General features: G+C 68.6%; 14 protein-coding genes and 1 pseudogene. 4 read left to right on the forward strand and 11 right to left on the reverse strand.

Going from position 1 to position 12,576, the window contains the following annotated elements; genetic code table 11:
- Nucleotides 1-2 precede the first annotated feature (2 nt).
- Nucleotides 3-432: pseudogene (locus tag AB0H49_RS29020) on the forward strand (transposase); the annotation flags it as partial.
- Nucleotides 433-488: 56 nt separating this feature from the next.
- Complete coding sequence (locus AB0H49_RS29025) at nucleotides 489-887, forward strand: GNAT family N-acetyltransferase (RefSeq protein WP_357255978.1); 399 nt, start codon at nucleotides 489-491, stop codon at nucleotides 885-887.
- Between the two features lie 256 nt (nucleotides 888-1,143).
- Here the strand turns inward: AB0H49_RS29025 and AB0H49_RS29030 are convergent, their stop codons facing one another.
- From AB0H49_RS29030 to AB0H49_RS29040, 3 genes are read right to left on the reverse strand one after another with little or no spacing between them, the layout of a single operon-like run.
- Nucleotides 1,144-1,656, reverse strand: a complete 513-nt coding sequence (locus AB0H49_RS29030) for an SRPBCC domain-containing protein (RefSeq protein WP_355004019.1) — start codon at nucleotides 1,654-1,656, stop codon at nucleotides 1,144-1,146.
- 16 nt (nucleotides 1,657-1,672) lie between these two features.
- Nucleotides 1,673-2,002 (reverse strand): metalloregulator ArsR/SmtB family transcription factor, encoded by a 330-nt coding sequence (locus AB0H49_RS29035; protein ID WP_355004020.1) that lies wholly within the window; start codon nucleotides 2,000-2,002, stop codon nucleotides 1,673-1,675.
- Nucleotides 1,992-2,423: an SRPBCC domain-containing protein gene (locus AB0H49_RS29040; RefSeq protein ID WP_357255980.1), complete on the reverse strand. Its 432-nt coding sequence runs from the start codon at nucleotides 2,421-2,423 to the stop codon at nucleotides 1,992-1,994. The genes AB0H49_RS29035 and AB0H49_RS29040 overlap by 11 nt, the downstream gene beginning before the upstream one ends.
- A 355-nt stretch (nucleotides 2,424-2,778) precedes the next feature.
- On the opposite strand from AB0H49_RS29040, the gene AB0H49_RS29045 reads away from it, so the two are divergent.
- Nucleotides 2,779-3,852, forward strand: coding sequence for a YncE family protein (locus tag AB0H49_RS29045; protein WP_357255982.1), 1,074 nt, complete (start codon nucleotides 2,779-2,781; stop codon nucleotides 3,850-3,852).
- Between the two features lie 17 nt (nucleotides 3,853-3,869).
- Here AB0H49_RS29045 and AB0H49_RS29050 read toward each other — a convergent pair whose 3' ends face one another.
- The 8 genes from AB0H49_RS29050 to AB0H49_RS29085 all read right to left on the reverse strand — a co-directional run bounded on the left by AB0H49_RS29050 (nucleotide 3,870) and on the right by AB0H49_RS29085 (nucleotide 11,397).
- The gene (locus AB0H49_RS29050) at nucleotides 3,870-4,382 is read right to left on the reverse strand and encodes an arginine repressor (RefSeq protein WP_355004023.1); all 513 of its coding nucleotides are present in this window, start codon (nucleotides 4,380-4,382) and stop codon (nucleotides 3,870-3,872) included.
- Between the two features lie 180 nt (nucleotides 4,383-4,562).
- Nucleotides 4,563-5,504, reverse strand: a complete 942-nt coding sequence (gene argF, locus AB0H49_RS29055; protein ID WP_355004024.1) for an ornithine carbamoyltransferase — start codon at nucleotides 5,502-5,504, stop codon at nucleotides 4,563-4,565.
- Nucleotides 5,504-6,703 (reverse strand): acetylornithine transaminase, encoded by a 1,200-nt coding sequence (locus tag AB0H49_RS29060; RefSeq protein ID WP_355004025.1) that lies wholly within the window; start codon nucleotides 6,701-6,703, stop codon nucleotides 5,504-5,506. Before AB0H49_RS29060 ends, argF begins: the two co-directional genes overlap by 1 nt.
- Complete coding sequence (gene argB / locus AB0H49_RS29065; RefSeq protein ID WP_357255985.1) at nucleotides 6,700-7,626, reverse strand: acetylglutamate kinase; 927 nt, start codon at nucleotides 7,624-7,626, stop codon at nucleotides 6,700-6,702. The genes AB0H49_RS29060 and argB overlap by 4 nt, the downstream gene beginning before the upstream one ends.
- On the reverse strand, nucleotides 7,623-8,843 hold the full coding sequence (argJ, locus tag AB0H49_RS29070) for a bifunctional glutamate N-acetyltransferase/amino-acid acetyltransferase ArgJ (protein WP_357255987.1): 1,221 nt from the start codon (nucleotides 8,841-8,843) through the stop codon (nucleotides 7,623-7,625). Before argJ ends, argB begins: the two co-directional genes overlap by 4 nt.
- Complete coding sequence (gene argC / locus AB0H49_RS29075; RefSeq protein WP_357255989.1) at nucleotides 8,840-9,895, reverse strand: N-acetyl-gamma-glutamyl-phosphate reductase; 1,056 nt, start codon at nucleotides 9,893-9,895, stop codon at nucleotides 8,840-8,842. The genes argJ and argC overlap by 4 nt, the downstream gene beginning before the upstream one ends.
- Nucleotides 9,896-10,363: 468 nt before the next feature.
- Nucleotides 10,364-10,861 carry a peroxiredoxin family protein gene (locus tag AB0H49_RS29080; RefSeq protein WP_357255991.1) on the reverse strand — a complete coding sequence of 166 codons (498 nt, stop codon included), beginning with the start codon at nucleotides 10,859-10,861 and terminating at the stop codon, nucleotides 10,364-10,366.
- Complete coding sequence (locus tag AB0H49_RS29085; RefSeq protein ID WP_357255993.1) at nucleotides 10,858-11,397, reverse strand: RNA polymerase sigma factor; 540 nt, start codon at nucleotides 11,395-11,397, stop codon at nucleotides 10,858-10,860. Before AB0H49_RS29085 ends, AB0H49_RS29080 begins: the two co-directional genes overlap by 4 nt.
- Nucleotides 11,398-11,542: 145 nt before the next feature.
- On the opposite strand from AB0H49_RS29085, the gene AB0H49_RS29090 reads away from it, so the two are divergent.
- Nucleotides 11,543-12,319, forward strand: a complete 777-nt coding sequence (locus AB0H49_RS29090; protein WP_355004031.1) for an isocitrate lyase/phosphoenolpyruvate mutase family protein — start codon at nucleotides 11,543-11,545, stop codon at nucleotides 12,317-12,319.
- Nucleotides 12,320-12,576: the final 257 nt, after the last annotated feature.

Below are 12,576 nucleotides of genomic sequence, written 5' to 3' on the forward strand. Positions count from 1 at the left end.
AAAGCATCGCCGCTGACATCGAGAGGATGCTCGATGGCCACCCTCTTTCCAAGATCCTGACCTCGATGCCGGGCGTCGGAGTCAGGACAGGCGCCCGCATTCTGCTCGAGGTCGGCGACGGCTCGGCCTTCGCTTCGGCCGGCCACCTCGCCTCCTACGCCGGGATCGCCCCGGTCACCCACCGATCCGGCAGCTCCATCCGCGGCGAATCACCAGCTCGATCAGGCAACCACAAACTCAAACGCGCCCTGTTCCTGTCCGCCTTCGCCTGCACGACCCGGCCAGCCGCACCTACTACGACCGGAAGCGCGGCGAGGGCAAAAAGCACAACGCCGCCCTCATCTGCCTGGCCCGGCGCCGCTGCGACGTCTCTACGCCATGCTCAAAACCAAACAGCCCTACCGAAATCCGCTGGCCCCAGCATCGACGTGATGCCACGATCACGTGACATCACGTCATGACGACCTACGCTGAGAGGACGACGCCGCATGACCACGGATCTCCGCATCCGTTTCGCTGTCGACGATGAGGTGCTCTCGCGCCTCCACACCGACGCATTCGGCGGTGACCACGAGCCGAGCCCTTGGACAGCGCGCCTGGAACGGCACAGCAGGTCATGGGTCGGTGCGTTCGTCGGCGACCAGCTTGTCGGGTTCGTGCACGCGGTCTGGGATGGAGGTCGGCATGCGTTCCTCCTCGACACCATGGTCGCCCCCGACTTCCAGCATCAGCGCATCGGAACCAGCCTGGTCACGACACTCGTCAGCGACCTACGCGAACTCGGTATCGAGTGGCTCCACGTCGACTACGAACCACACCTCAACAGCTTCTACCACGACAACTGCGGGTTCCGAACCACCAACGCCGGCCTACGACGACTGAACTGACACCGAACGCCACCACGGCGCAACCAACCACGACCGATCAAGCTTGACCAACACCATAAAGACACCCCCCCAATTCGCCCTGCGCCTAAGCAGATTGAGATCCGCGCCCTCGACTCTACCAGGAGTTGCCATCGGAAGATCTGCTTGCGAGCCGGGCCCCGATACGGGACCCTGCGATCGCACAGCCATCCGATGTCAACCGAGGGCGATTCACTCCTCGTAGTGATAACGGCAGGAGATCACGCCGCGGGGGCGATCAGCCGAGCCTGTCCAGGTCGACGAGGTCGGCGTTGCCGTGCTTGCGCAACTCCGACTCGGCGGTGCTGGTGCGCCGAAACGGATCCCCCTCCCCGGTGGTGAGCAGCCCACGCAAGCTGCCGGTGACATAAGCACCCCAGGCGTTGGAACATACCTCGTAGCATTCGCCCGTCGGCACCAAACCCACATGGGTGAAACGCAGTTCGGTGCCCTCGGGGGTTTCGGTGATGTCGAAGACGACGTCGGTGTTCTCCCACTCGGTGGTGTCAGCGACAAACGCGAGCCACGAGTCGGTGACATGCCAGACCAAGCGGCGGCCAGGCACGGATTCGGTGGTCGTCATTGTGCAGCGATGGATGCCGGGTACCTCGAAAAGGTAGCTGTCGCCGACGGTTCCGGTGCTGCCCTCGATGGTCTCCGACCACCAGGCCCACACGTCGTTGATGGCGGCGAACACCTCCGCGGGCGTCTTGTCGACAGTGATGGTGACGGTGAAATCGTTGTCGCTCATTACTTTTCCTTCCCGCTCAGCCGTCCAGATGCCGACGGAGCGCGTCCAGCGGGCCGTCCCAATCGCGTGCCAGGGCGGCCAGGAATTGTTGTGCCACCTGCATCGGTGCGGAGTCGAGGCGATAGCGCACGCGGCGCCGTTCACCGGGTTCGGCGATCACCAGACCCGCATCGGCCAGCAGGGCAAGGTGTTTCGCGATCGCCTGACGGGTGATGGGCAGACGATCGGCGAGGTCGGTCGCGGTGGCCGGTCCGTGCGCGGCGAGCGCGGCCAGCACCGACCGCCTGCTCGGATCGGCCAGCGCGACGAAGACCCGTTCGGCGGTGGCCTCCAGTTCAGGCCGCATCGAGGTACTCGACGAGCTCACCCAGCTCGCTCTTCCAACCATCGACGTTGCCCTCGAACGCCACCTTGTGCGCGTCGTCGGGCAGCTGCGCGAACCCGGACTCCACGACGGTGAGGCGGGTGCCGTCGCCGTGTGGTTCGAGGGTGAACTCCACGTAGGTGCGCCGCGGGTCGTCGTCGGGCAGCCCGTGGATCGGCCAGGTGTAGCCGAACACCGTTGGCTCCTCGACCCGCTCCACCCGCATGTGCGCCGCCGCGCCCTCGGTCCAGGTCATCCGCACGTCCCCACCCGGCCGCAGGTCGATCTCGGCGGTGTCGCCGAACCAGCTCGCCAGCCCCTCGGCGGTGGTGAGGGCCGCCCACACCTTCGCGGGCGGGTGGGTGAGCTCGATGGTCCGGGCGATCTGATCAGGGAATCCCATAGCGCCTCCTGTATAGCAACCAACTGGTTGCATAAGACTATAGCAACCGGATGGTTGCATCAAGGGACGAAATTCCTACTGCGGTTCGCAGCATCTATCCAGCATTGGCAGGTGCCCGCCGAGCCGACCCGCCCGATCGAGAAGCTGCGCGCGGAGACCGCGCCGACATCGAGGTGAAGTCGTCTCCCTCGGGCCGATCCAACAGGGAGTCGAGGACGAATCGCAGAACTCGAGATCAGCAGGCGTCGCTGTATGCCGGACTACCGCACTGCCCGATCACGCCGAGCAAACCGCGGCGCACGGGGTAGTGCGGCGGGGCGCCGCACTTCGGCTCGGCGGTGCTAGATTTCTGCGAATGTGCTTCAGGACAAGGCTGATCGGGGGTATCGGCCTTGCGGTCGTCGTCGGGATTTCCGTCGGCGGCTGCGCTTCCCCGAGGCAAACGAACTCCCTCGAGACCATCTCGACCACTATCTCGACCCCGACCACGACCGATCCGGCCACCAACGGGTACGCGGAGGTCGGTCCAGGCCCCTACCGAGTTCTGGCTTCGCTGCAGGCCGTACCGGACCCTCAGACCGTCGCCATCGACTCCGGGGTGCGGCGAGCATATGTCCTCAGCAATGATGACGAGTCGCTGTACGTCATCGACACCGACACTCGGATGATCAGCGATACCATTCCGGTCGGCGTGAAATCGCCCGGCTACCAATCGATGGCGATCGATCCTTGGACACATCTGATCTATCTGGCCTCGCCCCGCAAGTTGTCCGTCATCGACCCGACTACCCGGTCTGTCCGCGACAAGATCGAGGCGGGAGGCGACCACTTCGCGGTCACGATCGACCCCGAACGCCACGTCGTCTACGTCGCCAACCACTACCACCGGACCGTGACGGCCATCGATACCGGAACGAGCGCCCTCGTCGCCACGATTCCGGTCGGTGACAACCCCCTGGCGTTGGCGGTCGACCCGAACACCCACCACCTCTGGGTCGTCAACGGGAACGACGTCACCGTCGTCGATACCGGCACCTACACCGTGACCGACACGATCACGGTCACCGACGACCCGCAGGGCATCGCCATCGTCCCTGGGACTCGCACGGCCTACGTGACCGATCTCGCGGCGCACTCCGTCACGCTCATCGACACCGAAAAGCGTTCCCTGTCAGGGACTGTCTCGCTGGGGCGTGACGTATCCGCGGCGATTGCGGTCGATCCGGCAGAGCACACCGTCTACGTCACCAATATGACGGACAGCGTCACCATGATCGACACCGAGAGCCGCCAGGTCACCGCGTCGCGCCGCGTGCGCCGGTCCGGTAGTTCCTCCATGGGTGGTATCGCCGTCGACCCGACGACCCATCATGTGTACATCCCGTTCGCCGAGCCCGGCCCGACCATCGAAGTCTTCGCGCCCGAGTGAGCGAAAACCGCAGCCACTCAGGCGAGTTGTTCGATGCGGGTGGCGAGTTCGGCGCCGGTCAACGGTTCGCGGGCGATGACGGCGATGGTGTCGTCGCCCGCGATGGTGCCGACGATGTACGGGAGGGCGGCGCGGTCCAAGGCGCTGGCGAGGTAGTGGGCGGCGCCGGGGGGTGTGCGTAGGACGGCGATGTTGCCGCTGGCGTCGGTGGAGACGAGCAGGTCGCCGAGGAGTTTGGAGAGGCGGTCGGTGCCGCCGGTGACGCCGCGGACGGGGCTGCCGTCCTCGGGGACGACGTAGACGCCCGCGCCGCCGTCGGCCGCGCGGAGTTTCACCGCACCCAGTTCGTCGAGGTCGCGTGAGAGGGTCGCCTGGGTGGCATCGATGCCCTCGGCGGCCAGCAGCGCGGCCAGTTCGGTCTGGCTGCGCACCGCGTGCGCGGAGAGCAGTTCGATGATGCGCGACTGTCTGCCCGCGCGGGTGCGGGCGATCGCGGGGCCCTTGCCGGGCACCGTCGCATCGATGCTCATGCCTGCGCCTCGCTGCCGCTCGGCTCCGGCATGCGCGATGCGCGCTGGCACATGATTCGCTCACTCCATTCGCTCATGCCGCCACTTCGCCGACGCTCGGTTCGGGCGTGCGAGGCGCGCTGACAGGTCGTTCGTTCGCTCATCGTCGCCTCCCCCGCACCCCGGCGGTGCGTCGCCCGGTCACGCCGCACCGCCGCGTCTGCCCAGCAACCACACCAGCAGCGCCTTCTGCGCGTGCAGCCGGTTCTCTGCCTCGTCCCAGACCACGCTGTGCGGTCCGTCGAGCACCTCGTCGGTGATCTCCTCACCGCGATGCGCCGGAAGGCAGTGCAGCACAACGGCATCGGGTTCGGCGTTGGCCAGCAGGGCGGCGTCGAGCCGGAACGGGCGGAACGGGCCGACCCGATCGAGCCCGTCATTCTCCTGACCCATGGAGGTCCAGGTGTCGGTGACCAGCGCGTCGGCGCCCGCGGCGGCGGCCACCGGGTCGTCGGTCACGGTGATCGTCGCGCCGGTCTCGGCGGCCCGCTTGCGCGCGGCCTCGAGGATCCACGGCAGCGGCTCGAAACCCGTTGGGGCGGCGATGGTCACGTTCAACCCCGCGGTGACGCCGCCGAGCAGCAGCGAGTGCGACATGTTGTTCGCGCCGTCACCGAAGTAGGTGAGGTTGCGCCCGGTCAGGTCGCCCTTGCGCTCGCGGAGCGTGAGCAGGTCGGCGAGCACCTGGCAGGGATGGAACTCGTTTGACAGCGCGTTCACCACCGGGACCGTTGCCGCCGAAGCCATTTCGTCCAGGCGAACCTGTTCGAAGGTGCGCCAGACGATGGCGTCGACATACCGGGAGAGCACCCGTCCGGTGTCGGCGAGGGTTTCCTCCCGCCCCAGCTGGGTGTCGCGGCCGTCGACCACCACCGCGTGCCCGCCGAGCTGGGCGATGCCCATCTCGAAGGAGAACCTGGTGCGGGTGGAGTTCTTCTCGAAGATCACGCCGACCCCGCGCGGCCCCTCCAGCGGGCGCTGCGCGAAGGGGTTCTTCTTGAGCGCCGCTGCCAGCGTGAGGATTTCGGCTTGTTCGGCGGGCGAGACGTCGTCGTCGCGCAGGAAATGCCGCAGATCGCTCATTACCGGATCTCCTTCGCGTCCGCCGCAGCGCCGTCCAGGATCAGCGGCAGGTCGGCGACGAAATTGTCGGACTGGGTCTCGGTGAGCACCAAGGGCGGCGCCAGCCGGATGACATTGGGCTTCGGCGCGTTCACCAAGTAGCCCGCCTCCCTGGCCCGCGCCTCGACCTGCGCCGAAACATCCTGGGTCAGTACGATTCCCAGCAGCAGACCCGCACCGCGCACGTGATCGACCAGCGGGTGCTGGAGCAGTTCGATGCCGTCGCTGAGCCGCTTGCCGACCGATTCGACGTGGGCGAGCAGATCGGTCTCGTCGATGGTGCGCAGCACCGCGAGCGCGGCCGCGGCGCACACCGGGTTGCCGCCGAAGGTGGTGCCGTGCAGGCCTGGCGTGAGCAGTTCGGCCGCCCGGCCGTTGGCCAGCACCGCGCCGATCGGCATACCGCCGCCGAGGCCCTTGGCCAGCGTGATCACGTCGGGCACGATGCCGACGGCCTGATGCGCGTAGAACTTTCCGGTGCGGCCGATGCCGGTCTGCACCTCGTCGAGCACCAGCAGCGCGCCGTGTCGCGCGGTGATCTCGCGCGCCTTGACCAGGTAGTCGATCGGCGGGACCACCACGCCGCTCTCCCCCATCATGGGTTCGAGGAACACCGCGGCGGTCTCGTCGTCGACCGCCGCCTCCAGCGCGGCCGCGTCGCCGTAGGGCACGTGCACCACGCCGGGCGGCATCGGCTCGAACGGCGCCCGCTTGGACGGCTGGCCGGTGAGCGCCAGCGCGCCCATGGTGCGGCCGTGGAACGCCTCCTCACAGGCGACGATCTTGGTCCGCCCGGTCAGCCGCGCGATCTTGAACGCGGCCTCGTTGGCCTCGGTGCCGGAGTTGCAGAAGAACGCCTTGCCCTCACCGTCGCCGAAATGCGCGAGCAGCCGCTCGGCCAGTTCGATGACCGGTTCGCTGGCATACAGATTCGAGACGTGACCGAGGGTGCCCAGCTGCTGGGTGACCGCGGCGAGGATCGCCGGGTGGGCGTGGCCGAGGCTGTTGACCGCGATACCGCCGAGGAAATCGACGTAGCGCTTGCCGTCCGCGTCGTAGACCACCGCGCCCGCGCCGCGCACCAGCGCGACCTTCGGCGTGCCGTAGTTGTTCATCAACGCGGCGGACCACCGCTGCTGCAATTCGTCGACAGTACTCATGATTTCGTTCCGTTCGGTGCGCCGGTCCCGGCCGGGGCGGGCGTCACCATCGTTCCGATTCCTTCTCCGGTGAACAGCTCGAGCAGGACCGAGTGCGGGACCCGTCCGTCGATGACGTGCGCGGTCGGCACCCCGCCGAGCACGGCGCGCAGGCAGGCTTCCATCTTGGGCACCATGCCCGCGTCGAGGCTCGGCAGCAAGGCGGCCAGCTCGACGGCGTCGATGCGGCTGGTCAGCGAGGAGCGGTCGGGCCAGTCGGTGTAGAGGCCCTCCACGTCGGTCAGCACGACCAGTTTCTCGGCGCCGATGCCCTCGGCGAGCGCGGCGGCGGCGGTGTCGGCGTTGATGTTGTGCACCACGCCGTCCGCGTCCGGCGCGATGGTGGAGACCACCGGGATGCGCCCGGCGCCGATCAGGTCGAGCACCGCGTCCGGGTTGACCTCGGTGACGTCGCCGACCAGGCCGATGTCGGTCGCCTCGCCGTCCACGTCGACGGTGCGCCGGGTCGCGGTGAACAGTTTGGCGTCCTCACCGGAGATGCCGACCGCGTAAGGCCCGTGCGCGTTGATCAGCCCGACCAGCTCGCGACCGACCTGACCGAACAGCACCATCCGCACCACGTCCATCACCTCGGGCGTGGTGACGCGGAAGCCGCCGCGGAATTCCCCTTGCAGGCCGAGCTTTTTCAGCATGGCGCTGATCTGCGGGCCACCACCGTGCACCACCACCGGGTGCACGCCGACGGTGCGCAGGAACGCCATATCGGCGGCGAAGGCCCGCTTGAGCTCGTCATCGATCATGGCGTTGCCGCCGTACTTCACCACGACGATCTTGTCGCGGAACTTCTGCAGCCAGGGCAGTGCGTCGGCGAGGACGTGCGCCTTGTCCAGTGCCGAGAGTTCGTGGATCGCGGAACCGGTCATGAGCTGTAGGCCGAATTCTCTTCGACGTAACCGTGCGAGAGGTCGGTGGTGCGGACCATGGCCGTGCCGTCGCCGACGTTGAGCTCGATCAGCACCGCGATGTCCGCGCCGGACAGGTCGACCTGGCGGGCGCCGGGCGCTCCGACGCTGTCGACGCAGACCGGATTGCCGTTGAACGACACCGAGATTCGGTTCGGGTCGAGGGTGATCGGCGCGATGCCGACGGCGGCGAGCACCCGGCCCCAGTTCGGGTCGGAGCCGAACAGCGCGGTCTTGACCAGGCTGTCGCGGGCCACCGCGCGCGCCGCGATCAGTGCCTGTTCCTCGTCGACCGCGCCGGTGACGGTGATCGTCACCCGCTTGGTGACGCCCTCGGCGTCGGCCATCAGCTGGGCGGCCAGGTCGTCACAGACCGCGAGCACCGCGGCGTCGAGTTCGTCCTGCGACGGGCTGACCTCGCTGGCGCCGTTGGCGAGCAGCAGCACGGTGTCGTTGGTGGAGCAAGAACCGTCCACGTCGAGCCGGTCGAAGGTGAGCCGGGTGGCGTTGCGCAGCGCCTTGTCGAGCTGTTCGGCGCTCACCGCGGCGTCGGTGGTCAGCACGACGAGCATGGTGGCCAGCGAGGGGGCGAGCATGCCCGCGCCCTTGGCCATGCCGCCCACGTTCCACTTGTCGCGGTGGTGGAAGGCGGCTTCCTTGGGCACGGTGTCGGTGGTCATGATGGCGTAGGCCGCGTCCGCGCCGCCGGACATGCCGCCGCCCATCTCGTGCACGATCTCGGTGATCCCGGGAAGCAGCTTGTCCATCGGCAGCCGGTCGCCGATCAAACCCGTTGAGCAGACGGCGATCTCGCCCGCGCCGGTCTCGGTGCCCCAGTTGCTCAGCGCCTCGGCGAGCTTCTCGGCGGTCTGGTGGGTGTCCTGGAACCCGCCGGGACCGGTGCAGGCGTTGGCGCCACCGGAATTGAGGATCACGGCGCGCAACCGGCCGGACTTCAGCACCTGCTGCGACCACAGCACCGGAGCGGCCTTGACCTGGTTGCGGGTGAACACACCCGCGGCGGCGTATTCCGGGCCCTCGTTGAACACCAACGCCAGGTCCGGTTTACCGCTGGCCTTGATGCCCGCCGCGATGCCCGCGGCGCGGTAGCCGAGCGGCGCTGTCACGCCCTGGGTGCGGACCAGCTTGCCGTTCGCGCTCTCAGCGGTTGTCGTCACGGTGCCACTCCTACGGTGGAGAGTCCTTCGGTCTCGTCGAATCCGACGGCCAGGTTCATGGATTGGACCGCGGCGCCCGCGGTGCCCTTGGTCAGGTTGTCGATCGCGCCGATCACCACGAGCAGTCCGGCGTCGGCGTCCACCGCGACCTGCAGCGTGACGGCGTTGGAGCCGAGCACCGAACCGGTCTGCGGCAGCACGCCTTCCGGCAGCAGGTGCACGAAAGGCTCGTCGGCGTAGGCCTTTTCGTAGACGGCGCGGGCCTGCGCGGCGTCCACCGCGGTCGGCGCGGTGCAGGTGGCCAGGATGCCGCGCGGCATCGGCGCGAGCACGGGCGTGAACGACACCGCGACGTCGACGCCGCCCGCGGCCTTCAGGTTCTGCGCGATCTCCGGGGTGTGCCGGTGCGCGCCCGCGATGTTGTAGGCGCGGGCCGAGCCCATCACCTCCGAACCGAGCAGGCCGACGTCGGGCTTGCGGCCCGCGCCCGAGGTGCCGCTCACCGCGACCACTGTCACCTGCGGTTCGATGATGCCCGCGGCGACGGCGGGCGCCAGGGCCAGGCTGGCGACCGTCGGGTAGCAGCCGGGCACCGCGATCCGGGTCGCGCCGCGCAGCGCGTCCCGCCCGCCGGGCAGCTCGGGCAGACCGTAGGGCCAGCTGCCCGCGTGCGGGCTGCGGTAGTACTTCTCCCAGGCGTCGGCGTCGCGCAGCCGGTAATCCGCGCCGCAGTCGATGATCACGGTGGACTCGGGCAACGCCTGCGCGATGGCGGCGGACTGACCGTGCGGCAGGCCGAGGAAGACCACGTCGTGGCCTGCCAGCTCCTCGGCGGTGGTCGGAGCGAGCACTCGGTCGGCCAGCGGCAGCAGATGCGGCTGGTGCTCGCCGAGGGTGGTTCCGGCGTTCGAACCCGCGGTCAGCGCCCCGACCTCGAGGCGCCCGGCTCGGTAGCGTGGATGGCCGAGCAGCAGGCGCAGCACCTCGCCGCCCGCGTACCCGCTCGCACCGGCAACAGCAACCCGCAACGGGGGCGCATCCGAATCAGCCATGAAATGATTATGCACGATTATGCAATCCCATTCATGGACGGGGTGCGACGAGCGCTCGAACTCGCGATGCCGAACTCCCCGCGGACGGGTTCGGCGGCGGGCAGACCGACACCCTCGCCACCGCGATGGACCGCGCGAACGTCACCCACAGCACGTGGTTTACCCACCGCGGGCGGAAATATCGATCCGATTCCGGAAACCGCAGAAGATCGCCGAGAACGCCGGAGCCGATGGCCTTCCGCTCGGACTCGACCCACCGATGGCCGCTGGTGCGGTTGCGAGACGCCACCCGGTTGCTCGAACCGGGCGCGGTCGAGATCACGATACCGGCGACCATCGGGTGGCAGCCCGATCAGCGGCTGGCCGCGGGCCGGGTTCGCGGCCCTCCCTCGGGTATGAGGTGCGCCCGACGAGGCGTCGACACCGGCTACGCGAGGCGTCGACGACCTGTCGGCCATTTCCGGCGTGTCAGTTACTTGTGCGGCTGCGCATGGCGTCGATGGCCGCGGCGATTCCCTTCTTGTCGTAGCTGTTCGTGGGCAGGGTGGCTCCGTGGGCGTGACGGATGATGCCGTCGGGGTCGATGAGGACGGTGCCGGACTGCTGCATCGAACCGAGGACTTTGCGGGTCAGGCCGACCGAGTCGTGCGGAGTTCCCGCCGAGCCGTAGAGGACCTGGAACGGGATGCCGTGGTCGGCCTTCCACGTCGCGCCCGCGTCGCGCCCCTCGGGCACCACGATGAGGACGCGGACGTCGGCGGCGGCGAATTCGTCCTGGCGCGCGGCGAGATCTCGCACATGCCGGTTGCAGATCGGGCAGGACGTCGACCTCATGAAATACAGCAGTGCGCTGTGTGCGCCACGGAGATCGGACAGCCGCCAAGCCTGCCCGGCGGTGTCTTCGAGCGCCAGTTCCGGCGCGGGGGATCCAGAGGTGAGTATGGTGGGATTCCCTTCAGAGGTCATGGATGGCGGCTGAGGCTGTGCCGGATCGCGGCGCGGGCGCGGTGCAGCTGCGATTTCATCGCCGCGACGCTCAGGCCGAGCGAGTCCGCCGTCGTCCGTCCGGAGTAACCGAGCACATCGCGCATGATCAGAACCCTGCGCTGGAGGTCCGGCAACGCGGCGATCGCCTGGGCGAGCTCGTCGGCGTCGAGCCTGCGCAGGACTTCGTCCTCGGCGGAGACGACGACGTCGGTGGCGGCGACCGCGTTCCGCGGTCCGAGGTCGACCAGATGTCGCGCGCGGCGCAGGCATTCGTTGCGAACGATGCGGAACATCCACGAGGCGAGGGCCGTCGTGGCGCGCAGCGTCCCGATCTTGCGATACAGGGTGATCAGTGCCTCTTGCGCGGCCTCTTCGGCGTCGTCGGAGGACGCGCACAAATGGTGCGCGAAGCGCCGCACGTGCGGATGGGCCCCGTACACGATCGCGGAGATCGCTTCCCGGTCGCCGCGCTGGGCCGCTGCCACCAGCTGTTCACCGGCCCACCCGCGTTCCACTCCGGCCACCTCCCCGGCCGTCCGACGCGGTGGCCGGGCATTGCGCTGTTCTTCGTCTCGGTTCGATCGTCACGACCATAAGAGCGTGCCCACCCAAGAAAGGATTCGAACGCCGGGTCGGCGTGCGAGGGATACCGTCGGCGCTATGGACAAGGTGACGACATTCCACGATCTGCACCACCGCGAGGTGCCGCTGGTGCTGCCGAACGCCTGGGACTTCGGTTCGGCCGCCGTCCTGGCCGCCGAAGGGTTCCCGGCGATCGGCACGACCAGCCTCGGCGTCGCCGCCGCCGCAGGCGTACCCGACGGGACGGGCGTCACCAGAGACGAGACCCTGGCACTGGCGCGGCGGCTCGCGCGGCTCGCCGTGCCGGTGACGGTGGACATCGAGGGCGGCTTCAGCGACGAACCGGGCGAGGTCGCGGAGTTCGTCGGCGAGCTCGACGCGCTCGGCATCGCGGGCGTCAACATCGAGGACGGGCGGGCGGACACCGAGCTGGCCGACCCCGAGCATCAGGCCGCGCTGATCGCGGCGATCAAGGAGCGCACGCCCACGATGTTCGTCAACGCGCGGGTCGACACGCACTGGCTCGGCATCGATCCCGAATCCACCCTGGCGCGCGCCGACCGCTACGCGCGGGCGGGCGCCGACGGGCTCTTCGTCCCCGGGCTCACCGAGCCGGATGCCATCCGGCGGGTGGTCGAGTCCGTGCCGCTTCCCGTCAACGTCCTCTACTCCGTCGGCGGCCCCACGGTCGCCGAGCTGGCGGAGCTCGGCGTGCGGCGGATCAGCACCGGCTCCCTGCTCTACCGGGCCGCGCTGGCGGCGGCCGTGGATGTGGCGTCCGCGGTGCGCGCCGGGCGACCGGTCGCGGCGGGCATTCCCAGCTATCGCGATATTCAGGCGAATTCGCTGCCGTGAGGTATCGATCGAGATATACCGACCGGCCGAGGAACCTCGCGCCGCACCACCGACAACCCATCGTGACGGCGACGCCGGATCGCGCCCAAATCGTCAGTAACACAACGACATTCGGGACGCGGAAGCACTGCCCGCTCGCGAAATACCATTGACCTCACACGATTCGGGTGGATCCGATTCACCGAATACGTGGGATCGCGGACATCGGTCGCCTATCACACGGCGATCACGCCGACCGGTAACGACGGCAAGCGCGA

The sequence above is a fragment of the Nocardia sp. NPDC050713 genome (genome assembly GCF_040654315.1).
Classification (GTDB): Bacteria; Actinomycetota; Actinomycetes; order Mycobacteriales; family Mycobacteriaceae; genus Nocardia.

Coding starts and splice junctions, on each gene's coding strand:
- AB0H49_RS29090 (WP_355004031.1), top strand. CDS start 11,543: ATGGACAAGGTGACGACATTCCACGATCTGCACCACCGCGAGGTGCCG.
- AB0H49_RS29025 (WP_357255978.1), top strand. CDS start 489: ATGACCACGGATCTCCGCATCCGTTTCGCTGTCGACGATGAGGTGCTC.
- AB0H49_RS29045 (WP_357255982.1), top strand. CDS start 2,779: ATGTGCTTCAGGACAAGGCTGATCGGGGGTATCGGCCTTGCGGTCGTC.
- AB0H49_RS29035 (WP_355004020.1), bottom strand. CDS start 2,002: ATGCGGCCTGAACTGGAGGCCACCGCCGAACGGGTCTTCGTCGCGCTG.
- argB (WP_357255985.1), bottom strand. CDS start 7,626: ATGACCGGTTCCGCGATCCACGAACTCTCGGCACTGGACAAGGCGCAC.
- AB0H49_RS29030 (WP_355004019.1), bottom strand. CDS start 1,656: ATGAGCGACAACGATTTCACCGTCACCATCACTGTCGACAAGACGCCC.
- AB0H49_RS29080 (WP_357255991.1), bottom strand. CDS start 10,861: ATGACCTCTGAAGGGAATCCCACCATACTCACCTCTGGATCCCCCGCG.
- AB0H49_RS29040 (WP_357255980.1), bottom strand. CDS start 2,423: ATGGGATTCCCTGATCAGATCGCCCGGACCATCGAGCTCACCCACCCG.
- AB0H49_RS29060 (WP_355004025.1), bottom strand. CDS start 6,703: ATGAGTACTGTCGACGAATTGCAGCAGCGGTGGTCCGCCGCGTTGATG.
- AB0H49_RS29050 (WP_355004023.1), bottom strand. CDS start 4,382: ATGAGCATCGATGCGACGGTGCCCGGCAAGGGCCCCGCGATCGCCCGC.
- argF (WP_355004024.1), bottom strand. CDS start 5,504: ATGAGCGATCTGCGGCATTTCCTGCGCGACGACGACGTCTCGCCCGCC.
- argC (WP_357255989.1), bottom strand. CDS start 9,895: ATGGCTGATTCGGATGCGCCCCCGTTGCGGGTTGCTGTTGCCGGTGCG.